The organism is Pseudovibrio japonicus (genome assembly GCF_014651595.1).
GTDB lineage: Bacteria > Pseudomonadota > Alphaproteobacteria > Rhizobiales > Stappiaceae > Pseudovibrio > Pseudovibrio japonicus.
In genome coordinates this window covers 1-25,922 of sequence record NZ_BMXE01000012.1, presented here as the reverse complement: position 1 = coordinate 25,922, position 25,922 = coordinate 1, and the positions used below count along the sequence as shown (strand labels likewise).

The window sequence follows — 25,922 nt, the reverse complement described above, 5'->3', positions numbered from 1 at the left end:
GTCGAGAGGCATCGGGTTTTTTGTTGGCCTAGGACGAGGGTGTGCGACACTTGCTGAGCGGAGTTCTTCTTGATTTCAGTGGGTGAAATCCGGGTTTGTTCCTTCGGATCTCTGTGTTTAATGTTTTGTACGTCAAAGTCGTGAATGCCTCAGGGAGGCGAGATGCGTCGCAAAACGTTTAGTGTCTGGGCTGGAGCCTTTTCGTTCCTGTTCTATTACTGTCTGTTCTTGGCTCTGCTGGCGATCATTGGAAAACTGCTGACCCAGTCCGGTATGGATATTCAGATAAGAGGAATGGGTACGGTAGTTTCCATACTTGCTGCAGGATTTACAGTAAACCGGATTGTTGAAAAGACGTTCCAGCGGCCCAAAGGGTGGCGCTTGTTTACCTTATCGCTGCTTTGTGCCTTGTCTGCTGCTTTGGTGGAGGCGATGGTTTTTATGTTCCAATATGCTGAGTTCAAGCGTCTGGTCGGCAGCCGGGCGGACGAGGTACTCGAGATTGCTATATTGGGTGGAACTATCTTGGGTGTTATTAAGTTCTTTGTAATCTGGCTGGCGCTTTGGGGGTTAGGTGCGGTGTATCTCCGGCGTATGAGAAAAGATCCCGATAATCACTTTCATGATGGAACTGATGGTCTTGAAGGGTATAAAACAAAACGCATTAAGGAACGGGTCGAACCAGATTTTTAAAGACGAGATGTATAATTCTAAGTCCTTTGAAGTTCTCGAATACGAACTCCTAGATCCCGCTATTCGAGGATCACGGCAAGAACTTGAACAGCTCCTACATCCAGACTTCATCGAGATCGGGGCGAGTGGTCGAGTGTATGACCGCTTGGAGATTGTTGAGGCGCTTCTGGTTGACGCTGATGATTATCCGCCGAGGACGATTGCGGACTTTCAACTCCGAAAGTTGAGCGAGAATCTGGTTCAGGTGTTTTATCGGATCATCGAAAACGACACGCGCCGGACGTCCATCTGGAAGCTTGGGAGTGGGCAGTGGTCTATGATTTATCATCAAGGGACGCGGAAAGAAGCCTGAGGCAAGCAGTGGCATCCGTCGTTTATCTGCTGCCGCTCTGCTTTCACTAAAATCCGAGTGTTTGCGTGCGCGGCGGCTAAATGGTTTTGAGCTTAGATTGCAGGCCTGTAAATTTCACTAAGTTGAGTGTCCAGATGTCTCTTTTAACCACGCTTGAGAACCTCGAAAATCAGTTATGGGAGCACTTTGTCTGGGGGAACCGGCAACAGCTTGAGTTGTTGTTGCATGATGAGTTTGTCGAGATTGGTGGGAGCGGTCATTTTACAGATCGTGCGCGGGTTATGGCTGAGCTGGCTCCCAAGCCTGTGGGGTATCCGAGGCGGACCATCAAGGGATACCACTGCCGTAGGCTGAGTGACGTTCTGATTCAGGTGTTCTATGAGGTTGTCGAGGACGACACGCGCCGGACCTCCATTTGGCGGTTGGCAGATGATCGATGGCAGTTGATTTACCATCAGGGCACGCAGAAGGCTTCCTGAGGAAAGGAGCCACGACTGATGCTTACGTGCGGCAATTCCGGACTGATCTGAGGTGAGTTTTGGCGGGAACGCACTAAGCGGTGGTGCTTTGATAGCTGAATTTCTGCCGATACTGACCGGGGCTAAGACCTGTAATTTTGATGAAAACGCGGCGACATGCGGTTGGGTCTTCGTAGCCTACGTCCCATGCTATCTCGTTGAATGAACGTTTGGATTGTTCCAGTTGCTGACGGGCTTCGGCTATGCGCAGTTGTTGCAGGTAAGCATTGGGCGTATGGCCTGTTGCGACTTCAAAGCGGCGGAGGAATGTTCTGCCCGTCAGTCCGGCTTTTTCAGCCATTTGCGGAACTGTTAGCTTTTGCTTGTAGGCGGTCTGGAGCCAATGTTGTGTCTTGAGAATGGCTTGATCGCCGTGTGAAAGATTTGGGTAGAAGCGGCGATAGTTCTTTTGTTCCCGTCCAGCAGGATCAATCAGGAACCTGCGAGCAACTTCCAGCATAGTGGTATGGCCCGCAAAATGATCGATGAGGCGCAAGCCCAGATCTGTCCATGCCATGATGCCACCAGCGGTGATAATATCGCCTTCATCGACAATCATTTTGTCTGTGTCGAGTTTCACCTGCGGGAATTTTTTCGCGAAATCTTCTGTGATTGCCCAGTGGGTCGTCGCGGGTCTGTTATCCAGTATGCCCGTTTCTGCCAGCAACATTGCACCAACGCAGATTGAGCAAAGGATGGCCCCGCTTTTGTGTTGTTGTTTCAGCCATTGGGTGACGGAGGCAGGGATTGTTGGATGATCGCTGACAAGGCTTGGTGGAAGGATCACTGCTGAGAATGTAGCAGGTTCCACAGGTGCGATTAGGTCGTCCTGAAGCATGATCGCTTGAAGGCTGTTTTTGTCGTTCTTGCTTGCTGCCTCGAACATGTCGATGAGGCCATAAACCGCAGATTGCTGTGCGCCTGTGTACGACACGATCCCGATGCGGTGATGCTGCTTCGAGTTACTCATTTGGCAATTATAGCATGTTTTATGTCGCAAATGCCAATCGAGTGGTTTGGGTGCGTTGAATAAGTTTATTGGCGACAAGAACAAACTTATGGAGATACAGATGTCCAAGTCCGCACTGGTTATCGTTGATGTTCAAAATGACTACTTTCCTGGTGGAGCGTGGGAACTGAATGGGCAGGTTGAGGCCGCACAGAACGTTAAACGTTTGCTCGAAGATAGTCGCAGCAAGGGTACGCCTATCGTACATATTCAGCACGTGGTTGAGGCTGGAGATGCGCCGTTTTTCAACGTAGGTACTGAAGGTGTGAAAATCCACGAGAGTGTTTTGCCGCAGGATGGTGAACCGCTTGTGACGAAACAGTTCGCGAATAGTTTTCTGGAAACCAATCTGAAAGAACTGCTTGATGAGCAGGGTATTGAGCATCTGGTTGTTGTGGGTTCCATGTCTCACAACTGTATTGATGCGACAGTCCGTGCAGCAGTTGATCTGGGCTATACCGCTACAATCATTGAGGATGCCTGTGCGACATTGGATATGAAGCACAATGGTGAAGTGGTTCCAGCTAAATATGTCCATGGTGCCTTCATGGCGGCGCTTGCATTTGCTTATGGCAAAGTAATCAGCACAGAGGAACATCTAGCTGGCTAGAACCGTTGGTATAATGCTTTCAGAAGCCAGTAAACGCAGCTGGCTTCTGTTCCGGGGGGAAGGGAAGAGATGGATGCCTGTGCAACGGAAGTCCTTGAGTTCAAGGGTGTGGTTGTTTCTGCTAGCCACGTTCAAAGCGCGATGATGGCCTCACTTAGATTTGCTCACAGCAATGTGATTGTGACTGACGAGTTTCTGCAGAGCAGGGCCGGGGTCTGATCAACGTATTGAGTGTGCACTTGTCTTGGCAGTTGCATTGGAGATGCCGGTGCAGAGGGCGCATCTGTTTGGTTGCATATGCTTAGAATTTGTAATGAATACGACTGTTTCTGGCCCGGTTCAGTCAACCACTCTCAATTAGAGTATCTCCGATAATTGCCTGCCACCGGAGGGGTTGAACGAAAAATGACGACAACTGCGCTGCTCATAATTGACTGTCAAAATGATTTCTTCCCAGGTGGGAAATGTGAGCTGGAGGGGCAGTTGGAAGCTGCAACCAATATCCAGATGTTACTTGAAAAAGCGCGCGATCAGGCCCAAACCATCGTGCATGTTCGGCATCACTTCAAAGAGGAAGATGCTCCGTTTACCGTGGAAGGTACGCCCGGCGCTGAGATCCATGAGATGGTGAAGCCGCTGGGAGATGAGCCTGTGGTGACGAAGTACACCTCCAACATCTTTCTTAACAACAACCTCAAGCAAATTCTGGATGAGGAGGAGGTGGAACAGCTGGTGATCTGCGGTTCTATGAGTAAGGACTGCATCGCGGCGGCAGCACATGCCACGACCGAGCTTGGGTATCCGATTACCATTATTTATGATGCGTGTGCGACGCGGGAACCGGGGTCTAGCGACACGTCTTCACCGCGGGAGTTTGTTCAGGCCGCGATTATGGCATCGCTTTCCTTTGTCTGCAGTAATATCGTTTCAACCAAAGAGTATCTGGAGCGGGCTTCAGTCGCCTAGCTGCCGACCCTAATCTTCTTCAGGCCCATCCAGAATGGTCCAATGGCGAGCAACATGAATGTTGCCGCCAGCAGGAAAGGTGCGCCGGGGTAGTAAAGATCTGTCCCATCTGCGGTAAAGCGGGTGAACAGCTGTGTCATTGCCAATGTGGAAAGCACCAGCGTCAGTCCAATGATGCTGGTGAGCGCGCCTTGAAGGCGGCCTTGTTTGTCCTGCGAGACATGATGGCTCATTAGTGCGATCATGGCAGGCGGGATCATGGCGCCCAGAGCGGCTGGTGGCAGCAGCAGAATGACTGTTAGTGTGTTGGGCGCGAACGCAAAACCGAGTAGCGAAATTACTGCGAAGAAGAAGCCATAGAGCACTGTTTTGGCTTCGCCCTTGCGTGGGATGATCCAGCGAATAAGACCACCTTTCACAGTGGAGAAGCCGAGGCCTACGATGGCAAGCGAGAGGCCGACCTGAGCTGTTGTCCAGTGGAAGGCTTCAATGGTGTAGTATGGCCAGATTGCCGGATAAACGAAGTTTGCCATCTCAAACAGGAAGAGGGCGATAAAGAACCACATCAGGACCGGTGTCTGGGCGATATCCAGAGCTGCGCCGACGGGGTTGGCGCGGCGCCAGCGGATCGCTCTTCTGGCTGATTTGGGCAGTGTTTCAGGCAGATAAAACAGTCCGTAGGCGAAGGTTATGGCGATCAGGAGTCCTGCAACATAGAACGGAACGCGGACACCGAAGAGCGCCAGTGAGCCGCCGATAACAGGCCCGATCACAAAGCCAAAGCCGATGGAGGCGCCGACCATGCCGAAGCGGGTTGCGCGTTTGCCGTTACCGGAGATATCCGAGATGGCAGCATAGGCTGTGGCGTAAGTCGCGCTGGCGATTCCGGCTAGTAATCTGCCGATAAACAGGACCCAGAGAGAGCCTGCGAAGGTCATGATCAGGTAGTCGACTGTCAGGACGGCGAGAGAGATTAAGAGGACTGGACGGCGCCCAAACCTGTCAGAGATAGCGCCGACTGCGGGGCCGAAGAGAAACTGCATGGCGGCATAGCTTGCAGCGATGTAGCCGCCCCACAGAGCTGCGTTTGCGATGGTGGTTTGGCTGAGCTGTGCGACCAGTGCGGGGGTTACCGGAATGATTAACCCAGCACCGATCGCATTTAGCAAAACAGTCCCTGCAATGAAGACAAGGGTATGAAAATCCTGTTTTGACCTGATGGATTGGAGTGCCGGCAGCATTCATTACTCGTTTTTTCGTTAAATGCTATGTAACAAAGGAACCCAGCAAGTAAAGAAAAAACTCAGCATTTGTGCATATGCCGCAGGTCAAAAAAAGTGCTTGAAGTCTTATTTACGCCATGGTGGTGTTTCTTTGGCGAAGAAAGCAGAAATGCCTGCCTGTGCTTCAGAAGTTTCCCATCTGTCCGCTAGGGCATTTGCGGTGTAGTCGATCTGATTTTCTACCGGCATGCGCGCCAAGCTCTGGCAAAGTGCTTTTGCGTCGGCCACGGCACCCGGTGCGCAGTTCAGATAAACTTCTGCCTCTTTTTGCGTTACTTTCACCAGGTCTTCTGCTGTTGTCACCACTGATACAAGACCAAGGTGGTGGGCTCGTGTAGCGCCAAACGGGCGTGCGTTCATAAAGACCTGCCGTGCATTGCCTTCGCCAAGTCGGCGAACCACATAGGGGCCGATGGTTGCGGGGATCAGGCCGAGGCGGGTTTCTGTGAGTGCGAACTTGGTGTTATCAGCTGCGACCACAAGATCACACACGCTGAGCATGCCAACGCCGCCGCCATAGGCAGGGCCATGAACGCGGGCGATCAGTGGTTTCTTCAGGTTGTCCAGTCGCTTGAGCATGCCTGCCAGACGGTTGGCTTCCTGCATCTTGCCGATGCGGTCTTTCTCAGCCTGTGCCTGCATCCACTTGAGGTCACCGCCAGCGCAGAAGGTATCGCCGTCTGCGGCCAGGATGACGGCGCGGGTTTGTTCGCAGTTATCCAGCTCGTCGGCTGCTGATGTGAGTTCGTCCATCATCTGGGCGCTCATGGCGTTGTGCTTCTCAGAGCGTGCCAGCCAGAGCGTGGTGATGCCGTTTTCTGCCTTTTCGATGCGGATGGTCTGATAGGTCATGCGGCTGCGGCCTCTTTGATGGAGAGAATGAACTCTTGCGTTTCTTCCAGCTTCTCGATGTCAAGGCCGGTGTCGTAGTCGAGCAGTTTTGCCATTTTAGCGACGGCCAGCGTGCTGACATTGCCTTTAGCACCAGGTGCATAAGGGCAGCCGCCCAGACCGCCGATGGCTGAATCGAAGGTGCGCAGGCCCATCTTGATGCTGGACATGATGTTGGCGAGTGCCAGATCTCTGGTGTCGTGGAAGTGGCCTGCAAGTTGCTGTGCCGGAACGACTTTTAGGACCGCATCAAGCATCGCTTCGGTGGTTTCCGGCGCAGCGGCTCCAATGGTGTCGCCGAGGGAGACCTCGTAGCAGCCCATTTGCAGCAGGCGCTCGGAGACCTTGGCTACGTTTTCTGGTGGTGTCGCGCCATCGTATGGGCACTCAACCACGCAGGAGACGTAGCCGCGAACCGGAATGCCGTCGGCTTTTGCTGCTTCCACAATCGGGGCGAAGCGCTCGAAGCTTTCTGCGATGGAGCAGTTGATGTTTTTTTGCGAAAAGCCTTCGGAGGCGGAGGCAAAAACTGCAACTTCGTCGGCGCCGGATGCTTTGGCGCGCTCGTAGCCTTTGATGTTTGGGGTTAGCGCGGTGTAGCGGATGCCGGGTTTGCGGGTGATGCCTGCAAAGACTTCCGCAGCATCGGCCATTTGCGGCACCCATTTGGGGGACACAAAGCTGGAGGTTTCGATCTTTTCAAACCCGCACTCGGAGAGGCGGTTGATCAGTTCGATCTTGTTTGCAGTCGGGATCAATGCTTTTTCGTTCTGCAGGCCGTCGCGCGGGCCCATTTCAAAAATAGTGAGTTTCTTGCTCATTGCTGATCAAGCCTCCTCGTCTATAGCGCGGGCGCGAAGTTCTCTGCGGATTACCTTACCGGTTGTTGTCATTGGCAGGGCTTCGACAAATTCGAGTTCTCGGGGATATTCATGGGCAGCCAAACGCTGCTTCACAAACTGGGAGAGTTCTTTGGCCAGCTCATTAGATGGCTCAACACCTTCCTTCAGCACAATGTAGGCTTTGACGATCTCGGTGCGCAGTTTGTCCGGCTTGCCGATGACGCCTGCCATGGCGACCCTGTCGTGTTTCAGTAGGCAGTCTTCAATCTCGCCGGGGCCTATACGGTAGCCGGATGAGGTGATGACGTCATCATCGCGGCCAACAAACTGGATCCAGCCATCCTGATCCATCACGCCTTTGTCGCCTGTGATGAGGAAGTCGCCGGAGAACTTGTTTCTGGTGGCTTCCGGGTTGTTCCAGTATTTCAGGAACATGACCGGGTTTGGTGTACGAACGGCGATGTTGCCGAGTTGCCCTGCTTCCAGAATGGTGCCGTTGTCGTCCACGATCTGCACATCGAAGCCCGGAACGGCTTTGCCGGTGACGCCGGGGCGGGTTTCCATCAGCTCGGAGCAGGTGGATACCACCAGATTGCACTCGGTCTGGCCGTAGAACTCATTGATTGTCAGACCAAAGGTCTCGCGGCCCCATTGGATGAGTTCAGCGCCAAGAGCTTCGCCGCCGCTGCCGATGGAGCGGAGGGAGAAGTTCCAACGTTCTTTCGGATTCTCCACGGTACGCATCATCTTTAGCGCCGTTGGCGGGATGAAGGCGTTGCGGATGTTGTGGTCCTGCATCAGCTGGAACGCTGCTTCGCCGCTGAATTTCTTGAAGCGGCAGGCAACGACGGGTATGCCGTGGTGCAGGCTTGGCAGGAGTACGTCGATCAGACCACCGATCCATGCCCAATCTGCTGGCGTCCAGAAGCGGTCACCTTCTTTGGGGAACATGTTGTGCGGCATCTCTACGCCGGGCAAGTGGCCGAGCAGGGTGCGGTGGGCGTGCAGGGCGCCTTTGGGCTGGCCGGTGGTGCCGGAGGTGTAGATGATGATGGCGGGGTCTTCGGCTTTGGTCTTCACTGGGGTGAAGTCCTCGCTCTGCCCTGCCATTTCAGCGTGAAGCGAGCGGGTGCCGAAGCCTGTGCCTTCGATGTTCAGGATAAGTTCAAGCTCTGGCAGTCTTTTGCGGATTTTCGCAAGCTTTTCTGCCCCTGCATTGTTGGTGATGAGGGCTTTTGCGCCGGAGTTTTGCAGGCGGTATTCCAGTGCTTCTTCGCCAAACAGCGAGAACAGTGGAATGGAGATGCCGCCGAGTTTGTGTATGGCGATGTGGGAGAAGGCTGTTTCTGGTGCTTGTGGCAGCAGGATACCGACTCGGTCGCCGCGTGTAATACCTTGAGAAACAAGCAGATTGGCCAGCTGATTGCTGAATTTCTTAAGGTCGCCAAAGGTGTAGGTGGTTGTCGGTCCATCTTCTTCGGCAAAAATGAGTGCTTCGCGGGCGGCATCTTTGGCCGCCCACTTGTCACAGATATCTACGCCAATGTTGAAGAACTCCGGGATGTCCCACTGAAATTTTTCTCGGAGCTCTTCATAGGTTTTCGCAGATGGCAACAACGTTTAATCCTCCTCCTCAAGAGTGAGGAGAATAACACCTTCTTCTACCTGGTCACCTGCGGAGGCCATCACTTCCGCCACGACTCCATCACGTGGTGCTTTGAGAGAGTGTTCCATTTTCATGGCTTCGGTGACAATCAGTGTGTCGCCTTCGCTCACCTTATCACCCGGCTTGCAGTTTACTGCGCGCACAAGGCCCGGCATTGGCGAGGTGATCGCATTGCCAGAGGCTGCGCTGTCGTCCTGTTCTGCCAGTTGGTCCGGCAGATCGAAGCGCCAAGTCACCCCATCGCAGAAAAGGGTGAGGTTGCCGTTTTCGGCGAAGAAGTCAGCTGACGTGATCTGACCGGAGAAATCCACGCGCATGTGGTTGTTGTCTACCGACAGGATCTGCAGGCTGAAGTCTTCACCATCAACTGTAACAGTCAGGCTGCCATCGTGATGACGGCTGGCGACGACTTCGGTCACATCCCCGCGCCATGAAAGGTGCGAATACTGCTTTGCCGCCGTCCAATGACGCCAACCTGTCAGGCTCGCCCAAGGATCAATCTTAACCACTGCAGTTTCGGATGCGAAACCCAGCTCGATGAGAGCAGCCATTGCGAGGGCGTGTTTGGTTGGTGCGGTTGGCTTGGTGAGTGTTGCCAGATCGCGGTCGATAAGGCCGGTGTCCATTTCGCCTTTTACAAAGGTGTCGTGGTTACACAGCCGGTGAAGGAAAGTGATGTTCGTGGTGCAGCCGACTGCGTGGCTCTTTTCCAGTGCCAGAGACAACTTGGTCAGAGCTGCTTCACGGGTTTCGCCATGGCAGATCACTTTTGCGATCATTGGATCGTAGTAGGGGGTGATCGTATCACCTTTGCGGACACCGCTGTCGATGCGGGCGAAGAGTTCCGGCAGTTTCAGCTCGTTCAGTGTTCCGGTTGCTGGCAGGAAGCCTGCCTCTGCATCCTCTGCATAGATACGTGCTTCGAAGGCATGGCCGGAAATGGTGAGCTCGTCCTGCATCAAAGGCAATGTGCCGCCAGCTGCGACGGAGAGCTGCCAGTTGACCAGATCCTGACCGGTGATGGCCTCGGTGACCGGATGTTCCACCTGAAGGCGGGTGTTCATTTCCATGAACCAGAAGCGGTCCGGACGCAGGCCTTTGGAGCCATCAACGATGAATTCAACAGTGCCAGCACCTTCATAGCCCACGGCTTGGGCTGCTTTGACGGCGGCCTCACCCATGGCATTGCGCATTTCATTGCTCATACCGGGGGCAGGGGCTTCTTCGATCACCTTCTGGTGGCGACGCTGCAAGGAGCAGTCACGCTCGAACAGGTGAACGGCATTGCCATGGCCATCACAGAAGACCTGCACTTCGATGTGGCGCGGTGAGAGGATGTACTTCTCAATTAGCACACGCGGATCGCCAAAGCTGGACTGGCCTTCGCGTTGTGCGCCTTCCAAAGCCTCAAAGAAGTTGGTTGGATCATCCACGCGGCGCATGCCTTTGCCACCGCCACCTGCGCGAGCTTTGATGAGCACCGGATAGCCGATCTTGTCGGATTCGGCTTTCAGGAACTCAGCGTCCTGATTGTCACCGTGATAGCCCGGCACCACAGGTACGCCGGATTCTTCCATGAGCTTCTTCGCAGCATCCTTTAGCCCCATGGCACGGATGGCGTCGGCAGGAGGGCCAATGAAGACAAGGCCAGCAGCTTCAACTGCTTCTACAAACTCAGGATTTTCCGAAAGGAACCCGTAGCCCGGGTGGATCGCGTCTGCGCCGCTGGTTTTAGCGGCGTTGAGCAGCTCAGGAATGTTGAGGTAGCTTTCTGCCACTGGCGCAGGGCCAAGGCGGTAGGCTTCATCTGCCATTTGCACGTGGTGGGCGTCGCGGTCAGCGTCCGAGTAGACCGCAACGACTTTGATGCCGAGGGCTTTGGCGGATTGTGCAACACGGCAAGCAATTTCACCGCGGTTTGCGATAAGGATTTTCTTGAACATACCAAGCCCCCTTACATGCGGAAGACGCCGAATGGCGTGTCTTCGATTGGTGCGTTGAGGCTTGCCGCGATGGACAGGGCCAGGACGTCGCGGGTTTTGCGCGGGTCGACAATGCCATCATCCCAGAGGCGTGCGGAGGCATAGAGCGGGTGGCCTTGCTCTTCAAACTGATCGATTATCGGCTGCTTGAAGGTGGCTTCCTCTTCAGCTGACCATGTGCCGCCTTTGCGCTCGATGCCGTCGCGGCGCACGGTTGCCAGTACGCCAGCTGCCTGAGGGCCGCCCATGACGGAAATACGGGAGCTTGGCCATGTCCAGAGCATGCGCGGTGAGTAGGCGCGGCCACACATGCCATAGTTGCCAGCGCCGAAGGAGCCGCCAATGAGCATGGTGATTTTGGGAACCTTAGCACACGCCACTGCGGTGACGAGCTTGGCGCCGTCCTTTGCGATGCCGCCTGCCTCATACTTCTGGCCGACCATGAAGCCGGTGATGTTTTGCAGGAAGACCAACGGGATTTTACGCTGGCAGCATAGCTCAACAAAGTGGGCGCCTTTCAGCGCCGCTTCTGAGAACAGGATGCCGTTGTTGGCGATGATGCCGACGGGCATGCCGTGAATGTGAGCAAAACCGGTGACGAGGGTGGTGCCGTAGCGGGCCTTGAACTCGTCGAAGCGGGAGCCGTCCACCACACGGGCGATGACTTCGCGCACGTCGTATGGTGTTTTCAGGTCTGCTGGCACAACGCCGAGAATTTCTTCCGGATCGTAGAGCGGATCTTCCGGTGTTTGCAGCAGGAGCTGGTCTGGTTTACGGCGGTTGAGGTTCGACACGGCCTGACGGGCCAGTGCGAGCGCATGGGCATCGTCACGGGCCAAGTGGTCTGCCACACCGGAGAGGCGGGTGTGAACATCCCCGCCGCCCAGATCTTCTGCAGAGACCACTTCGCCCGTGGCGGCCTTCACCAGTGGAGGACCGGCGAGGAAGATGGTGCCTTGCTCTTTTACGATGATGGTTTCATCACACATGGCAGGTACATAAGCGCCGCCAGCGGTACAGGAACCCATGACCACCGCGATCTGCGGAATGCCTTTTGCAGACATATTGGCCTGATTGTAGAAGATGCGGCCAAAGTGCTCTTTGTCCGGGAAAACTTCATCCTGCTGGGGCAGGTTGGCGCCGCCAGAGTCCACCAAGTAAATGCATGTGAGATTGTTCTCCATGGCAACTTCTTGGGCACGCAGGTGTTTTTTGACCGTCAGCGGGTAATAGGTGCCGCCCTTCACGGTGGCATCATTTGCAACGATCATGCACTCAATGCCATTGACCCGACCGATGCCGGTGACAATGCCAGCGGAAGGTGAGGCGTTGTCATACATGTTATGGGCTGCGAACTGACCGACTTCCAGAAACGGGGAACCGGGGTCGATCAGACGGGCAACACGTTCGCGCGGGAGGATCTTCCCACGGGATACGTGCCGCTCGCGCGGGCCTTCGCCGCCGCCTAAAAGGGCTTGCTGGCTTGCGGCGCGGACCTCGTCCATTGCAGCGAGGTGCTGGGCGCGGTTGTTTTTGTAGCTTTCCGAACCCGTTGCAGCCTGAGACTTGATAACTGCCATTATTTGGTTTCCTGGAAGAGCTCACGACCAATCAGCATGCGGCGGATCTCTGAAGTGCCGGCGCCGATTTCATAGAGTTTTGCATCACGCAGCAGGCGGCCGGTTGGGTACTCGTTGATGTAACCATTGCCACCGAGGGACTGGATTGCTTCCAGCGCCAGCTTGGTTGCGTTTTCTGCGGAATAGAGGATGCAGCCAGCGGCGTCCTTACGGGTGGTTTCGCCACGGTCACACGATGCGGCAACTGCGTACACGTAGGAGCGGGACGCGTTCATGAGGGTGTACATGTCAGCGAGTTTGCCCTGCATCAGCTGGAACTCGCCGATGGACTTGCCGAATTGCTTACGCTCGTGGATGTAAGGCACGACGATGTCCATGGCCGCTGCCATGATGCCCAGAGGGCCGCCGGAGAGAACAACGCGCTCGTAGTCCAGGCCGGACATCAGCACGTTGACGCCTTTGCCTTCTTCACCAAGGACGTTTTCATAGGGTACTTCGCAGTCTTCAAAGACCAGCTCACAGGTGTTGGAGCCGCGCATGCCGAGCTTGTCCAGCTTTTGCGCCGTGGAGAAGCCCTTCATGCCTTTTTCGATGATGAAGGCCGTCATGCCTTTTGAGCCAGCATCCGGATCGGTCTTGGCGTAGACGACGAGAGTGGAGGCGTCCGGGCCGTTTGTGATCCACATTTTGTTGCCATTGAGCACGTAGCGGTCGTTGCGCTTTTCGGCTCGCAGCTTCATGGAAACAACGTCGGAGCCAGCGCCCGGTTCGGACATGGCCAGAGAGCCAACATGCTCACCGGAACACAGCTTTGGCAGGTACTTGGCTTTCTGCTCAGGTGTGCCGTGGCGGTTGATCTGGTTCACGCACAGGTTGGAGTGGGCGCCGTAGGACAGGCCGACGGATGCGGAGGCGCGGGAGATTTCCTCAACCGCAACAACGTGGGCGAGATAGCCCATGCCGGTGCCACCGTATTCCGGGTCTGCTGTCATACCCAGCACGCCGAGGTCGCCCATCTCTTTCCAAAGATCGTTGGGAAACTCGTTGGTTTCGTCAATCTCGGCGGCGCGCGGCGCGAGCTTGTCTTGTGCCCAACGGCGAACGGTTTCGCGCAGAGCGTCAATATCTTCACCAAGACCAAAATTCATTACAGCGTCAAACACCGCGCTTCCTCCTGCTTCCGAAGTTCTTGGACCCACACTCTTGATGGAGCTTCCCAGTGGATCATAATTTAATTAAACGAACGTTCGTTTGATTAATAGCAGGGCATGGGCTAGTATGCAATAACCCTTAGGGCGCATTTCCAGTAGCGTGTTTACTTCCGAAGATTGCAAGGCATTCGTCGGAGGAGCGCCGCCAGCTAATGTGTCCTGTGTAGACTTACAAAAGGCTCAGATCGTGGCACGAACCAAAGGCTCCGTCGGCGCAGACACAAAAACTGCGATTTATGCAGCAGCGAAAAAGCTGATTGAGGCCAAGGGCTTTGAGGCAATGACCCTTCGCCAGCTTGCCGCCGAGGTTGGTGTGCAGGCGGGTTCTGTCTATCGCTATGTGGAGAGCAAGGATGAGCTGCTTCAGGCGCTGATGAATCAGCATATGATCAGCCTGATTGAGAATTGGGAGAAGCTGGAGGGCAAGGGGGAGGACCCTGTCTCCCGTCTGAAGGCGTTTGTTGCCTTTCACATTCGCTACCACATTGAACGCCGCGCGGATGTTGTGATCGCAAATCTGGAGCTGCGGTCACTTGGTGAAGAATACCGTGCTGACGTGGTGACCAAGCGCAGCCAGTACGAGGCCAATCTGCGGCGTATTCTGTCTGATGGTGTTAAGGCAGGGGTGTTTCCCAAGGTGGATCTGGAAGTCGCGGCTTTCGCCATCATCGCAATGCTAACCGGCGTCTGCTTCTGGTATCGTCCCGATGGGCGTCTTAGTATCGATGAGATTATCGACGTGCACCAGAAGCTGGTGTTGCAGGGTGTTGTGGGTTGAGGGGCTGTTGTTGTGGTTGATCTGATTAAGCTAATTGCAGCTTTGGGCGCAGGGTATCTGCTGGGTAGCATCAGCACTGCGGTGCTGGTTGGGAAAGCCTATGGCAAGGATATCCGTGAGTATGGCAGTAAGTCTGCCGGGCTCACCAATACGCTACGCGTGCTGGGTAAACCGGCGGCGCTGTTTGTCCTTGCTGGAGATATCCTTAAGGGCGTGGTTGCCTGTTTGGTTGGCTTGTATCTTGGCGTTTATGCTGGGTCCGGTGCTACGGTGGACAGTGTGAGCATGTTGATTGCGGGGGCAGGTGCGATTGTTGGGCACAATTGGCCGGTTTTCTTCGGGTTCCGAGGGGGAAAGGGCGTTCTGACAGCCGCTGCCGTGCTTTTCATGTTGGACCCAATTATTGCACTGAGCTGCCTCGGGTCTTTTGCCGCTATTGTTGCTGTGACCCGTTTTGTCTCTCTCGGCTCTATCTGCGCAGCTCTACTGTTCGTCGTGCTTTCCTTTGTTCCGGTGTTCAGCCACACGATCTACTTCCAGATTTTCGCGCTGGTTATGGCGTTTATGGTGGTTGCCAAACATCGCGCTAACATCGGCAGACTGCTTTCAGGGACTGAGAACAAGCTGAGCTTTTAAGGTTCAAGAACGCTCACCGCAGCGGCACCATCCTGTTCTTCTATCGAGAGCTTTGATGATTGAGGTGTTGGTCATTGCTTTTCGTGGAGCGGGTCCAGAATGTCGTCCTTACACCAGCTTGAGATGGATCTCAGCGTTTAGGGTGTTGGAGACGGTGCAGGTTTCTTTGGCGGCTTTGATCAGGGCTTCTGCTTGCTCGCGGTCTTTATAGTCGGGGAGAGCGATTTCCAGATGGAAGCTGTCAAAGCGGATGGGCAGGGAGGATGCTCTGTCGGCGTTGACGGTGATATTGACCCTGCCAAGTGTGACTTTGCGGTGCCGTGCTGCCATCTCCAAAGAAATTGCCATACAGGATGCGAGTGCTGACATGATCAGGTCTGACGGGGCAGAGAACTCGGCTGAGTCTCCGTCACCGGCTGCGTATTCATGCCCGAATTGATTGGAAACGCTGAACTGCGCAGGCTCCAGGGAAGCGACCTTCAGTGGGCCATAGGACTTGGGTTTCAACTTGATCGTCATATCGGCTTCTCGCAGGTCGTCACTGTCGTAAACTCCACTGCTGTATACGAGCAAGCAGCACCTGAGGTAAACCGGTGCTGTTTTGGACAGGCAGAGATACCGCTCTTCGTGACCGACAAGATGCATGCATTATAGAACTGTAACTTGAGTGGGAGTAGCGGTTATGAGTGAATTTTCTTTATGATTTCATAGGTTAAAGTGGTCTGGTTTGCATGTATTTTGTATGTATTGGTTAGATATTTCTATGATGTAACTAACTTGTGATCTAGTGTTATCTTTGTTTTTGGAGTTTCTAGAAGAAAATATTATCTGCTTTAGTTGATATCTGAAAAAATTACTATTTAATTCCCGCTGGGGCAGACGCAAGATTTGCCTGATTCGGGTGGGTGTATGCAACGTGTGTATGATGAAGTGGTGCGGCGGCTTTATGCCCGTGTCGCGCTCGGCGAGGATATTGGGGGAGCGGTTGAACCGATGCTCTCATCCTTTCGCGAGAGCATGTTTTGCTACAAGGTCCTTTCGCTAAAACCTTTTAAATACCACCACTTATCCTTTTTCAATGCCGGAGACGAGGCGGAAGCGGATATGGTTGAGGCGGGGGAGAGTAATCCTCTGCCCGAGCTAGCTCAGTTCATGCCAATGCACAGCGTGGTGAATACTGAACAGCTCATTAGCCCTGATGAGTTTCGTGACACGGATTTCTATGGGAGTGTTTTAGGAAAATACGGCGATTTTGACCGTTTGCGGGGGTTCATGATCCACCGGCAAGGGGTGGAGATTGCGACGGCTTCGTTTGCTATTCCCTCCGACTTTCCGGCTGATTCTGCTGAACAGCTCAATAAGGCTCTTGAGGTGGTCAGGCCGCACTTTCAGAACGCGTTCTCGGTGGCGCTGCATCTGGAGAAAAGGCGGGGTGTGACGCAGGCCCATGCCTTCTGGCTGGATCGGATTCCAAGTGCCGCGTTTATTCTGGATCAGGGGCAACATGTTGCCTTTGCCAACAAGTCCGCAGAGGCGTTGTTTGCCGACAAAAAGAGCTTTTTTGTAGATTCTCGCGGTGAGGTGACCTCGCACTTTAGCGGACATCGCAAGATTTTTGAGTATGCGATTGCCAAGTGCCGCGCCTTTGGCAAGCCGTTGGGGCCGTTGGTTCTGGAGGGTGATTTGGCGCCCAACCCGTTTGTTGTTGTAATGCCGATTAATGTGTTTGCGGAAACGCCTGCCTATCTGGCCCCCTTTGTGCGCGGAGTGCAGCCGCTTCTTTGCATCCTCATGGATCCGGGGGATCAGCCTTTGGCGCCTCTGGAGATCCTGCAGAATTATTTCGGGATTTCCAAACGGGAGGCGGAGCTGCTTCAACATCTGGTGCGTGGGGCCTCTATGGCAGAGACCTCGGATGCATTGGAAATCAGCTACAACACTGCGCGCAATCATATGGCCCGTATTGCGGATAAGGCCTCCGTCCACTCACAAAGTGAGCTGGTGCGGCTGGCAAGTGACCTTGCAGCACGGGTGCCACGGCAGGAAACGCCTTAGGTGCTCGGGCAGGCCTTATAGATTGAGGTGCTTTTGCATGGCCGGAGCGTCCATCTGTGCTGCCAGAAATTCTCCGAAGCGTTTTAGATGATTTGCTCTTGGATCACTGTTTCTGAACTGCAAGGAGATGGTGCGTCCGAATTTTCCATCAGAAATTGGATGGGTGGTGACCAAGCCGCCGAAGAGATCGGGACCATTTACGGATAGAGCTGGCAGGAGAGCAGCGCCGTCACCAAGGGCGACCATCTGGCGAAGCATTTCCAGACTGCTTGCCATGCGCTGACCGGGGTCATCTATCAAATGGCACAGGGCGATTGTCTGACTGCGCATGCAGTGCTCTTCCGTGAGTAGGACGAGCTTGGTGTTTTTGATCTTTGACCACGAAACCGGTGCGCCTTGCTCAAGGCCCTCCGTTGAGGGGCTGGCAAAAAAGTAGGGCTCGAAGAACAGCTCAACCATTCCACAGTTGCTTGAATTTGGTTCCGTTGCCAACACCATGATGTCCAGCTTTCGGTCTGTAAGCATTTGTTCCAGAACACTTGTTGGTTCTTCAATGAGTGAGAGGTGTAGTTTTGGATACGCGTTTTTGATGGACTTGAGCACGAGCGGCAGAAGATAGGGTCCCAGCGTGGGGATGACCCCAAGGCGCAGTTCTCCTTCCATAGGGGATGTCAGGCTGGAGGAGAGCTCAAGAAGTTCGCGAGCTTCGTTCAGAATTGTTTCGGCTTTGGCCAGAAAGATCCGGCCATTTTCGGTGACAGAAATGCTCTTGCCCTGACGCTCGAATATGGGAAATCCGATGCGGGCTTCGAGTTTCTGGATCTGAGAACTGATGGCGGGTTGAGACACGCCGCAGAGCGCAGCGGCTCGCCCAAAGTGTCCCTCATTGGCGATTGTCTGCGTGTATTCCAAATCCCGAAGGGAGAGCCCTCTTAAGGAAGCCATCTTACCTCTCATAGATTTTTCTTATCGTATTGATAAAAACAATAACTTTTACATTGGAAAAACGCAAGCGTAGAAAGGACCTACTGAATTTGAGGAGACCCCCTATGACTGACAAACGCAGATTGACAACTTCCTTTGGTGCACCGGTGCCGGACAATCAGAACATCATGACTGCAGGAGCGCGCGGTCCGGCTTTGCTCCAAGACGTGTGGTTTCTTGAGAAAATGGCGCATTTTGATCGGGAGGTCATTCCTGAGCGCCGCATGCATGCCAAGGGGTCTGCTGCATACGGGACGTTTACGGTCACCCACGACATTACGAAGTACACCCGCGCTAAGTTGTTTTCCGAGGTTGGCAAAAAGACTGAGACCTTCCTGCGGTTTTCTACAGTAGCCGGTGAGCGCGGCGCGGCAGATGCCGAGCGTGACATCCGTGGCTTTGCTCTGAAGTTCTATACTGAAGAGGGAAACTGGGATCTGGTGGGCAACAACACTCCGGTGTTTTTCCTCCGCGACCCGCTGAAGTTTCCGGATCTGAACCATGCGGTGAAACGCGACCCTCGTACCAATATGCGCAGTGCTGACAATAATTGGGATTTCTGGACCAATCTGCCGGAGGCTCTGCATCAGGTGACCATCGTGATGTCAGATCGAGGCATTCCGGCAACCTACCGCCATATGGATGGATTTGGCAGTCACACCTTCAGCTTTATCAATGCTGATAATGAGCGTTTCTGGGTGAAGTTCCACTTCAAAACCAAGCAGGGGATCAAGAACTTAACCGACGAGGAAGCGGCGCAGATTGTTGCTGGTGATCGTGAGAGCCATCAGCGGGATCTTTATGAAAGCATCGAGAACGGTGATTTCCCGAAATGGACGCTGTTTGTTCAGATTATGCCGGAAAAGGATGCTGGCAGTTACCACATCAACCCGTTTGATCTGACCAAAGTCTGGCCGCATGCTGATTATCCGCTGATTGAAGTGGGTGAGCTGGAGTTGAACCGGAACCCGGACAACTATCATGCTGAAGTTGAGCAATCTGCCTTTGCTCCGTCCTCCGTTGTGCCCGGTATCAGCTTCTCTCCAGACAAAATGCTTCAGGGGCGCTTGTTCTCTTATGGTGACACTCAGCGCTATCGGTTGGGCGTGAACCATTCGCAAATTCCGGTGAATGCGCCGCGTTGTCCGTTCCATTCCTATCACCGCGATGGAGCGATGCGGGTTGATGGCAATTCTGGTTCGCGCATCGGATATGAGCCGAACATGCATGGGGAATGGCAGGAGCAGCCTGACTTTTCTGAACCGCCGCTCTCGATTGAGGGTACGGCAGATCACTGGAACCATCGTGAAGACGATGACTATTACTCCCAGCCGCGTGCCTTGTTCCGCCTGATGAGCCCGGAGCAGCAGCAGGTTCTATTTGAGAACACGGCCCGTTCCGTTGGTGGTGCGCGGATTGAGATACAACACCGCCATATCCGGAACTGCTACAAGGCGGACCCTGCGTATGGGCAGGGTGTTGCGACCGCTCTTGGGCTGGATCTGGCGGATCTTGCTGAGCTGGAACTGGCCGAAGCCTAAAAGCGCTAATAACAAAAATAACAACCAGCCTGCCGAACTCTCCTGGTAGGCAACTGGCCCGGATGGCTCATGCCTTCCGGGTCGCTTTGTTTCAAATCGCAGTGATGTACGCGCTTATTGTTGACAGCACTTCACCAATAACTATGACTTGATTGACAAAATTTCACAGTAGTTTGGTCGGGGAGGGCTGGGCTGCTGTTAAAGGTGCATACAGCCGGAATAAGATGCCTTGCTAGGCGGACCGGCTGAGGGAGGGAGTTACATGCGTCTGTTTTCCTATAAGAACAGAGCGGTTCATCTTGGGCCGTATCCTTCTGAACGCTTGAAGCGGATGCAGGGCGCCGCCGATCTGGAGCGGGTGCCCAAGGTCAAGCCGACGGTTTATTCTCAAGCAGACAATCCGGAGATCCTGAGTAACTCAATGGCGTCGTTCAGCGCTGTCATGGATGCGATCCGGGATGGGGCGCACAACGCCAAGCTCTCCGAGATCCCAGATGATCCGCAGGAGCGCGCCAACCACCTTAAGGCCGCTGGGTACTTCTTTGATGCGACGATGATGGGGACCTGTGATCTGGTTCCCGAGCATTTTCTGGCGCAACCGCTGCGCAATCCTGATCTGGATAAGCTGGCGAAAGATCTGCAGACTTTCCAACCCAAGACGCTGGCGGCCGGTATTGATGTGACTATGGCGGATGTGCGCGATAGTGCGGCTGCGATCCCCGGACCTGTGACCCATCACGGCTCAGCGCTTGTTGTGTTGATGGAACATCCGCGCGAGCCCAGGATGAATGAGCCGGGTGGGGACTGGATCGCGGGCACTTGCGAGCAGCGCTCTGCCATTCGCGCCGCGGAGGTTGCCGTGGTTCTGGCCAACTATTTGCGGCTGCTGGGTGTTGAGGCGCGTGCGCATACAACGAGCAGCGCGGATGTGGACTTGAACCGGCTCGCTGTGTCTGCCGGGCTGGTGGAGGTGCTCGAGAAGGACGGCGAGGCGGTTGTCTCTAACCCGTATGTCGGCCGCGAGTTTACGTTGGCTGCTGTGACCACCACGCTTGAGCTGGCGCCCGATCAGCCACTTGCGCCGCGTACTCTCTCTGATACCTGGAGTTCTCACGGCCCGGCTTGGCAGTTGGGTATGGGCACGTTTAAGAATGCCTTCAATCGCAAGCCGTTTGAGAACCGTGACTACCATATGGGGGCGTTTCCGTTTGAGAAGATCAAGCGGGTCGAAGAGACGACGACCTTTATCGATGAGCCTCGCGTGCCGCGCGTTCCTAAACGTACGGACATGTTTGCGCGTGCTCTGTTTGGCGATATGGGGAAGCCGCTTCAAGAGGCTGCCAAGAATGGCGGTTATCTTGCCAAGAACCCGATGGGATACTGCGCCCGCCGCGCACTTGCCGCGTTGATCCTGCTGCAAGACGGCGACACTGCGCCAGAGGTCTCCGTAACTGCGAAGGACGCAGATAAGAATGCGGCAAATGTGAAGTCGGCACTCTATTTCCTCGGTGCGGATGCGGTCGGGCTGTCCCGCTGTCCCGATTACGCGTACTACTCTCATGACGCGCGCGGCGAGCCGATTACGCCGTACCACAAGAATGCGATTTCTATTCTGGTGGATCAGGGCCATGAGACCATGGAGGGTGCCAGTGGGGATGATTGGATTTCCGGTGCCCAGTCTATGCGGGCGTATTTGCGCACCTCTATCATTGGCGGCATTGTTGCTGAGCAAATCCGCCGTCTGGGTTATCCGGCTCGTTGCCACTCTGTTGTTGACGGCGAGGTTTTGCAGCCGCCGTTGCTGCTGCTTTCCGGTCTTGGTGAGGTGAGCCGGATTGGTGAGGTTATTTTGAACCCTTATCTTGGTCCACGCCTGAAGTCCGGCGTGGTGACGACGGATATGCCTTTCACCTACGACAAGCCAATCGACTTCGGTTTGCAGCGCTTTTGCGAGAGTTGCAACAAGTGCGCGCGCGAGTGCCCGTCTGGCGCGATCACTGCTGGGCCAAAGCGTATGTTCAACGGCTACGAAATCTGGAAGTCGGACTCAGAAAAGTGTGCGCGTTACCGGGTTTCGCAACCTGCGGGATCGTTGTGTGGCCGCTGCATGAAAACGTGTCCGTGGAACCTTGAGGGGATCTTTAGTGAAGCGCCGTTCCGTTGGACAGCAATGAAGATGCCCTCTTCTGCCAAATTTCTTGCCAAGCTGGATGACAAACTTGGCAATGGGTCCATCAACCCGGTCAAAAAGTGGTGGTGGGATTTGGTTGCCAGTGGCGATGGCCATTACGTGATTGCAGAGGAGACCAATGCGCGTGAGTTGCAGCTGGATCTTGATCTAAAATACGAAGACCAGACACTGGCGGTTTACCCCGCTAATCTTGCGCCACACCCGTGGCCGTTCCCGTTCATGATGGATCGGGAGGCGGGGATCAAAGCCTATCAGGCTATGATTTCTGCAGATGAGTATAAGGCGCGGCTTGCTTCTGGATCCAACGATCTGGCTCCAGTCTATAAGGTGAGCGCGAGTTCATCGCCTGTTTTGGCGGTTCGCCTTTCCAAGGTGAAGGCCGAGGCGGAGGGCGTTTCACGCTACGAGTTTATGCTGGATGACGGCTCACCTTTGCCGGTGTTTGAGGCAGGCGCGCATATTGATGTGGTGGTGGCGCCTGAGTTTTTGCGCCAGTATTCGCTGGCGGGCGATCCGGCCGATAGCAGCAAGTATGTAATAGGTGTTTTGGAAGAAAAAGAAGGACGAGGCGGCTCCGCCTTGATGCACCGGATCTTCCATGAAGGGCGTCGGGTCTTCATTTCCAAACCAATCAACCACTTCCCGCTGCATGAAGGGGCCAAGAAAACACTGCTCTTTGGTGGTGGGATTGGCGTGACGCCCATGATCGCCATGGCGCATCGTTTGCATGCGCTAGGGAAGCCTTTTGAGCTGCATTATTGCTTCCGTCACCGTCACAAAGCCGGTTTTATTGAAGAAATTCAGGGTGCACCATGGGCCGATAGGGCTTTCATCCATTGTTCAAGTGAGGGAACACGCGCGGATCTGGATTCTATTCTCGCACTCTATGAAGAGGGGTACCACGTTTACACCTGTGGCCCGGATGTCTTCATGGATGGGGTGCTGGATACAGCTGCTGCACATGGCTGGGCAGAGGAGAGCCTCCATAAAGAGTATTTCTCGGTTCCAGATCAGGGCGACTACATCAACAAAAGCTTCTTTGTGAAGTTGTCCTCGACCGGTGAGCGAATTGAAATTCCGCAAGATTTGAGCATTGCGGATGTGCTTAACAAGAAGGGGATTGCAGTTCCGACCAAGTGTTCTGACGGCATTTGTGGAGTGTGCACTGCCAGGTACAGTGGCGGAGAGGTGGACCATCGCGATTTTGTGCTGAGCGGAAAAGCGAAGGAAGACACTCTGGTACTGTGCTGCTCGCGCGCAAAGGATGAAGGAGGGGAACTCCAACTGGACTTATAGGTGAATTCTTTGCGGCGTTTTCTTTGGGTTTTCGGTTTGGAGACTCACGAAAGAATATTAGTATTTTGATTGGAAATTCTGCTGTTATCTCGATCCTGCATCCGTCATCAGGCCTGTCTTGGCTGAACTCGAATGGCTCGGGACTTCAGGTGGAATACGGGGCATTTAAATGGCAATGAATAGACGGAGTATGCTGAAAATGGCAGTTGGAAGCATAACCTTGGCTGCTGGGGCCGGCGCAGCTCAGGCTCAGGGGCAATTTACCACCGCTGGTGATCTTGCTGAAAAGCTGGAGCTGGGTATCCGATCCGGACTATTGACGGATCTGCACGGTGTTATGATTGCACATGGCGACAAAGTGGTTTTTGAGCAGTTTTTTGAAGGGCCAGATTTTGCTTGGGCAGATGATCTGGGCACCGTGAGATTTCAAGGTGACACGCTGCATGATTTGCGGTCTGTTACCAAGAGCATCACGAGCCTGCTTTACGGGATTGCATTGAGCATGGGCAAGGTGCCTGCTCCTGATGCGCCGTTGCTGGATGCCTTCCCTGATTATGCACATTTGAAAGAAGACCCGCAACGTGCGAGCTGGACTGTCGGCAATGCACTTAACATGACGCTTGGCACGGAGTGGAACGAAGACCTTCCTTATTACGATCCGCGCAACAGCGAGATCATGATGGAAAACGCTCCTGACAGGTACCGCTTTATTCTGGAGCGCCCGATTATTGAGCAGCCGGGTGTGCGCTGGCATTACAACGGAGGCTGCACCGCTCTGCTGGGCTATTTGATTGCGAAAGGGACCGGGCAAGATCTGGAAGAGTTTGCAAAAGAGCACTTATTTACGCCGCTGGGAATCTCGCAGTTTCATTGGATGCGTGGTTCGGATGGTGTGCCGTCTCCCGCATCAGGCCTGCGCCTCACTGCGGAGGGGCTGACCCGTATCGGCCAGATGGTTGCGGCTGAGGGCAAATGGAACGAGCAGCAGGTTGTGCCACAAGAATGGCTGGCGACCTATCTGAAACCGCAGGTGCGGACCGCCTTCGGGTCTCAGTACAGCAATTCATGGTATTGGGCCGAGCACTTTGTGCCAGCCGCAAACCAAGCCTTTCCGGTTATCTCTGGTGCTGGCAATGGTGGACAACGGCTCTTCGTTATTCCGGCATTGGATGTGGTGATCACTGTTTTTGCAGGTGCCTACAGTCGTCCTGATCAATGGATCACACCACAGCTGGTGCTGGAGCGTATTGCTCTGCCCAATCTGCTGAAGCTTTAAGACCAGACAAGACCCGGTAGCATGTTCTGTCGCCGGGTACTTCCTTTGGCCAATTCCGCTGCAAGACAACACTGAGATATCGTTGCGTGGTTACTGGGAGGGGACATGGCTAAGGTACTTTATGAGAAAGATGGCCGCATTGCGCGTATCACACTGAACAGACCAGAGGTGATGAATGCCATCGATATGGATATTCCGCATGAGCTGGCAGCCTGTGTGGCGCGGGCTAACTCGGATGAGACCGTGCATATTATTGTGCTGGGCGGCAACGGACCTGCCTTTTGTGCAGGCTATGACCTAACGGCCTATGCTGAGACCGAGGGCAGCAATCCTGGTGTTCAGGAAATGCCATGGGATCCCATGAAGGACTATGCCTTCATGAAGCAGAATACCGATCTGTTTATGTCATTATGGCGCAGCTACCGGCCTGTGATTGCAAAAGTGCATGGCCATGCAGTTGCGGGTGGCTCGGACATTGCCCTTTGTTCCGATCTGATCGTCATGGCCGAAGATGCTCATATCGGTTACATGCCCGTTCGCGTTTGGGGATGCCCAACGACCGCGATGTGGGTTTACCGGCTTGGTGCAGAGCGGGCGAAACGCATGTTGTTGACCGGCGACAAGATTGATGGCCGCGAGGCGGAGCGTATTGGGTTGATCCATAAGGCAGTACCATCTGACCAACTTGATGATGAGGTCGAGAGGCTCGCCGAGCGAATGGCCGGGATCCCCGTCAATCAGCTGATGATGCAAAAGCTCATGATCAACCAAGCGATCGAGTCCATGGGGCTACATCAGACCCAGATGATCGCCACGCTTTTCGATGGCATCACACGGCACAGTCCGGAAGGCATGAATTTCAAGCAACGCGCGGAAGATGTGTCCTGGAAGCAGGCCGTTCGTGAACGTGATCAAGGCACCTTTGACTGGACCGCCAACCGGCCAATGAATGCGCCTCTATAGAAAACGGCATGTGGTCCGGCCCAGGTCTTCAGGAAATCTCAGAGGGGGAAGCCCGATAGGAGCGGGTTCTGGTGTGCCTTCCTACATATATAGTGTAAGCGCTCGCTGCTTCATGGGTACCTGCGTGAGTGTTTGTTCGCGCATTTGCTGATGCGGGGGATAGATTTGCGTTGGGTGATGATAAGTTTTGATAGGTGCAGACTTTGCTTGTTCGAACAAGTTCTGGTTTTGGTAGCGGGCGAGGGGAATAAGATGCTGCTGGCGGTTTCTGTTAGGAATTGCTGTTGAATGGCGCTGTCCGTTCGCCTCACTACATATGAACGCAAGCTAACGGGTCTCAGCTCACAAATAACGCAAACCGACGCAAACGAGCTCAGGGGCGTTTGCGGGGTCGACACGTAGTCCTCTGAAGTATCAGAGCAGGCGTTTGGAGTGGTCTTTCGCGGGTTGGCTCTGTCTTGGGTTTGGTTTGTATAAGTTTTGGTGTTTTCGCTATGTCTGTGCAAATTTTGGTTTTGTTAATTATTGGGCCTGATTTGTTTTGTGATTGGCTTGTTTCTGGGGTTTTTGGGTGGTTTGTTGAGGCTGGTTGGTTGATA

General features: G+C 54.3%; 23 protein-coding genes. 13 read left to right on the top strand and 10 right to left on the bottom strand.

Annotated features, from left to right (window positions below; all coding sequences use genetic code 11):
- Positions 1–162 precede the first annotated feature (162 nt).
- From IE076_RS21675 to IE076_RS21665, 3 genes are all read left to right on the top strand, one after another.
- Positions 163–693 carry a hypothetical protein gene (locus IE076_RS21675; RefSeq protein ID WP_189438882.1) on the top strand — a complete coding sequence of 177 codons (531 nt, stop codon included), beginning with the start codon at positions 163–165 and terminating at the stop codon, positions 691–693.
- Positions 694–700: 7 nt separating this feature from the next.
- A complete protein-coding gene (locus tag IE076_RS21670) occupies positions 701–1,045 on the top strand; it encodes a nuclear transport factor 2 family protein (protein WP_189438881.1) in 345 nt (114 codons plus the stop codon).
- 134 nt (positions 1,046–1,179) lie between these two features.
- On the top strand, positions 1,180–1,524 hold the full coding sequence (locus tag IE076_RS21665) for a nuclear transport factor 2 family protein (protein WP_189438880.1): 345 nt from the start codon (positions 1,180–1,182) through the stop codon (positions 1,522–1,524).
- A 73-nt stretch (positions 1,525–1,597) separates the two neighbouring features.
- On the opposite strand, the gene IE076_RS21660 is transcribed toward IE076_RS21665, so the two are convergent.
- Positions 1,598–2,533: a GlxA family transcriptional regulator gene (locus tag IE076_RS21660; RefSeq protein WP_189438879.1), complete on the bottom strand. Its 936-nt coding sequence runs from the start codon at positions 2,531–2,533 to the stop codon at positions 1,598–1,600.
- Positions 2,534–2,633: 100 nt separating this feature from the next.
- Between IE076_RS21660 and IE076_RS21655 the strand changes: the two genes are divergently transcribed.
- The 3 genes from IE076_RS21655 (at position 2,634) to IE076_RS21645 (ending at position 4,148) form a co-directional block, all read left to right on the top strand.
- Positions 2,634–3,182 (top strand): cysteine hydrolase family protein, encoded by a 549-nt coding sequence (locus tag IE076_RS21655; RefSeq protein WP_189438878.1) that lies wholly within the window; start codon positions 2,634–2,636, stop codon positions 3,180–3,182.
- 69 nt (positions 3,183–3,251) lie between these two features.
- Positions 3,252–3,401, top strand: a complete 150-nt coding sequence (locus IE076_RS21650) for a hypothetical protein (RefSeq protein WP_209009390.1) — start codon at positions 3,252–3,254, stop codon at positions 3,399–3,401.
- A gap of 186 nt (positions 3,402–3,587) precedes the next feature.
- Positions 3,588–4,148 (top strand): isochorismatase family protein, encoded by a 561-nt coding sequence (locus IE076_RS21645; RefSeq protein WP_189438877.1) that lies wholly within the window; start codon positions 3,588–3,590, stop codon positions 4,146–4,148.
- Here the strand turns inward: IE076_RS21645 and IE076_RS21640 are convergent.
- The 7 genes from IE076_RS21640 to IE076_RS21610 all read right to left on the bottom strand — a co-directional run bounded on the left by IE076_RS21640 (position 4,145) and on the right by IE076_RS21610 (position 13,540).
- Positions 4,145–5,389 (bottom strand): MFS transporter, encoded by a 1,245-nt coding sequence (locus IE076_RS21640; RefSeq protein ID WP_189438876.1) that lies wholly within the window; start codon positions 5,387–5,389, stop codon positions 4,145–4,147. The two genes, IE076_RS21645 and IE076_RS21640, sit on opposite strands and share 4 nt — an antisense overlap.
- 108 nt (positions 5,390–5,497) lie before the next feature.
- A complete protein-coding gene (locus tag IE076_RS21635; protein WP_189438875.1) occupies positions 5,498–6,283 on the bottom strand; it encodes a crotonase/enoyl-CoA hydratase family protein in 786 nt (261 codons plus the stop codon).
- Complete coding sequence (locus IE076_RS21630) at positions 6,280–7,143, bottom strand: hydroxymethylglutaryl-CoA lyase (RefSeq protein WP_189438874.1); 864 nt, start codon at positions 7,141–7,143, stop codon at positions 6,280–6,282. The genes IE076_RS21635 and IE076_RS21630 overlap by 4 nt, the downstream gene beginning before the upstream one ends.
- A 6-nt stretch (positions 7,144–7,149) precedes the next feature.
- The gene (locus IE076_RS21625; RefSeq protein WP_189438873.1) at positions 7,150–8,781 is read right to left on the bottom strand and encodes an acyl-CoA synthetase; all 1,632 of its coding nucleotides are present in this window, start codon (positions 8,779–8,781) and stop codon (positions 7,150–7,152) included.
- Positions 8,782–8,784: 3 nt separating this feature from the next.
- On the bottom strand, positions 8,785–10,773 hold the full coding sequence (locus IE076_RS21620) for an acetyl-CoA carboxylase biotin carboxylase subunit (protein WP_189438872.1): 1,989 nt from the start codon (positions 10,771–10,773) through the stop codon (positions 8,785–8,787).
- Between the two features lie 11 nt (positions 10,774–10,784).
- Positions 10,785–12,392, bottom strand: coding sequence for a carboxyl transferase domain-containing protein (locus IE076_RS21615; RefSeq protein ID WP_189438871.1), 1,608 nt, complete (start codon positions 12,390–12,392; stop codon positions 10,785–10,787).
- Positions 12,392–13,540 carry an isovaleryl-CoA dehydrogenase gene (locus IE076_RS21610; protein ID WP_189438940.1) on the bottom strand — a complete coding sequence of 383 codons (1,149 nt, stop codon included), beginning with the start codon at positions 13,538–13,540 and terminating at the stop codon, positions 12,392–12,394. Before IE076_RS21610 ends, IE076_RS21615 begins: the two co-directional genes overlap by 1 nt.
- Before the next feature lie 250 nt (positions 13,541–13,790).
- Here IE076_RS21610 and IE076_RS21605 point away from each other — a divergent pair, with 250 nt between their 5' ends.
- Positions 13,791–14,381: a TetR/AcrR family transcriptional regulator gene (locus IE076_RS21605; RefSeq protein ID WP_189438870.1), complete on the top strand. Its 591-nt coding sequence runs from the start codon at positions 13,791–13,793 to the stop codon at positions 14,379–14,381.
- 12 nt (positions 14,382–14,393) lie between these two features.
- On the top strand, positions 14,394–15,017 hold the full coding sequence (plsY, locus tag IE076_RS21600; RefSeq protein WP_189438869.1) for a glycerol-3-phosphate 1-O-acyltransferase PlsY: 624 nt from the start codon (positions 14,394–14,396) through the stop codon (positions 15,015–15,017).
- A gap of 108 nt (positions 15,018–15,125) precedes the next feature.
- Here the strand turns inward: plsY and IE076_RS21595 are convergent, their stop codons facing one another.
- On the bottom strand, positions 15,126–15,536 hold the full coding sequence (locus IE076_RS21595) for an OsmC family protein (RefSeq protein ID WP_189438868.1): 411 nt from the start codon (positions 15,534–15,536) through the stop codon (positions 15,126–15,128).
- Positions 15,537–15,926: 390 nt separating this feature from the next.
- On the opposite strand from IE076_RS21595, the gene IE076_RS21590 reads away from it, so the two are divergent.
- Complete coding sequence (locus IE076_RS21590) at positions 15,927–17,072, top strand: helix-turn-helix transcriptional regulator (RefSeq protein WP_189438867.1); 1,146 nt, start codon at positions 15,927–15,929, stop codon at positions 17,070–17,072.
- Between the two features lie 15 nt (positions 17,073–17,087).
- Here the strand turns inward: IE076_RS21590 and IE076_RS21585 are convergent, their stop codons facing one another.
- Positions 17,088–18,017 carry a hydrogen peroxide-inducible genes activator gene (locus tag IE076_RS21585; RefSeq protein WP_189438866.1) on the bottom strand — a complete coding sequence of 310 codons (930 nt, stop codon included), beginning with the start codon at positions 18,015–18,017 and terminating at the stop codon, positions 17,088–17,090.
- A 104-nt stretch (positions 18,018–18,121) separates the two neighbouring features.
- Here IE076_RS21585 and IE076_RS21580 point away from each other — a divergent pair, with 104 nt between their 5' ends.
- The 4 genes from IE076_RS21580 (at position 18,122) to IE076_RS21565 (ending at position 25,323) form a co-directional block, all read left to right on the top strand.
- A complete protein-coding gene (locus IE076_RS21580; protein ID WP_189438865.1) occupies positions 18,122–19,597 on the top strand; it encodes a catalase in 1,476 nt (491 codons plus the stop codon).
- A gap of 262 nt (positions 19,598–19,859) precedes the next feature.
- Positions 19,860–23,084: a 2Fe-2S iron-sulfur cluster-binding protein gene (locus tag IE076_RS21575; RefSeq protein ID WP_189438864.1), complete on the top strand. Its 3,225-nt coding sequence runs from the start codon at positions 19,860–19,862 to the stop codon at positions 23,082–23,084.
- 199 nt (positions 23,085–23,283) lie between these two features.
- A complete protein-coding gene (locus IE076_RS21570; protein ID WP_209009388.1) occupies positions 23,284–24,360 on the top strand; it encodes a serine hydrolase domain-containing protein in 1,077 nt (358 codons plus the stop codon).
- A 105-nt stretch (positions 24,361–24,465) separates the two neighbouring features.
- The gene (locus IE076_RS21565) at positions 24,466–25,323 is read left to right on the top strand and encodes a crotonase/enoyl-CoA hydratase family protein (RefSeq protein ID WP_189438863.1); all 858 of its coding nucleotides are present in this window, start codon (positions 24,466–24,468) and stop codon (positions 25,321–25,323) included.
- Positions 25,324–25,922: the final 599 nt, after the last annotated feature.

Coding starts and splice junctions, on each gene's coding strand:
- IE076_RS21660 (WP_189438879.1), bottom strand. CDS start 2,533: ATGAGTAACTCGAAGCAGCATCACCGCATCGGGATCGTGTCGTACACA.
- IE076_RS21570 (WP_209009388.1), top strand. CDS start 23,284: ATGGCAGTTGGAAGCATAACCTTGGCTGCTGGGGCCGGCGCAGCTCAG.
- IE076_RS21650 (WP_209009390.1), top strand. CDS start 3,252: ATGGATGCCTGTGCAACGGAAGTCCTTGAGTTCAAGGGTGTGGTTGTT.
- IE076_RS21585 (WP_189438866.1), bottom strand. CDS start 18,017: ATGGCTTCCTTAAGAGGGCTCTCCCTTCGGGATTTGGAATACACGCAG.
- IE076_RS21640 (WP_189438876.1), bottom strand. CDS start 5,389: ATGCTGCCGGCACTCCAATCCATCAGGTCAAAACAGGATTTTCATACC.
- IE076_RS21580 (WP_189438865.1), top strand. CDS start 18,122: ATGACTGACAAACGCAGATTGACAACTTCCTTTGGTGCACCGGTGCCG.
- IE076_RS21655 (WP_189438878.1), top strand. CDS start 2,634: ATGTCCAAGTCCGCACTGGTTATCGTTGATGTTCAAAATGACTACTTT.
- IE076_RS21575 (WP_189438864.1), top strand. CDS start 19,860: ATGCGTCTGTTTTCCTATAAGAACAGAGCGGTTCATCTTGGGCCGTAT.
- IE076_RS21630 (WP_189438874.1), bottom strand. CDS start 7,143: ATGAGCAAGAAACTCACTATTTTTGAAATGGGCCCGCGCGACGGCCTG.
- IE076_RS21590 (WP_189438867.1), top strand. CDS start 15,927: ATGCAACGTGTGTATGATGAAGTGGTGCGGCGGCTTTATGCCCGTGTC.
- IE076_RS21620 (WP_189438872.1), bottom strand. CDS start 10,773: ATGTTCAAGAAAATCCTTATCGCAAACCGCGGTGAAATTGCTTGCCGT.
- IE076_RS21615 (WP_189438871.1), bottom strand. CDS start 12,392: ATGGCAGTTATCAAGTCTCAGGCTGCAACGGGTTCGGAAAGCTACAAA.
- IE076_RS21610 (WP_189438940.1), bottom strand. CDS start 13,540: ATGAATTTTGGTCTTGGTGAAGATATTGACGCTCTGCGCGAAACCGTT.
- IE076_RS21565 (WP_189438863.1), top strand. CDS start 24,466: ATGGCTAAGGTACTTTATGAGAAAGATGGCCGCATTGCGCGTATCACA.
- IE076_RS21675 (WP_189438882.1), top strand. CDS start 163: ATGCGTCGCAAAACGTTTAGTGTCTGGGCTGGAGCCTTTTCGTTCCTG.
- IE076_RS21665 (WP_189438880.1), top strand. CDS start 1,180: ATGTCTCTTTTAACCACGCTTGAGAACCTCGAAAATCAGTTATGGGAG.
- IE076_RS21635 (WP_189438875.1), bottom strand. CDS start 6,283: ATGACCTATCAGACCATCCGCATCGAAAAGGCAGAAAACGGCATCACC.
- IE076_RS21645 (WP_189438877.1), top strand. CDS start 3,588: ATGACGACAACTGCGCTGCTCATAATTGACTGTCAAAATGATTTCTTC.
- IE076_RS21670 (WP_189438881.1), top strand. CDS start 701: ATGTATAATTCTAAGTCCTTTGAAGTTCTCGAATACGAACTCCTAGAT.
- IE076_RS21595 (WP_189438868.1), bottom strand. CDS start 15,536: ATGACGATCAAGTTGAAACCCAAGTCCTATGGCCCACTGAAGGTCGCT.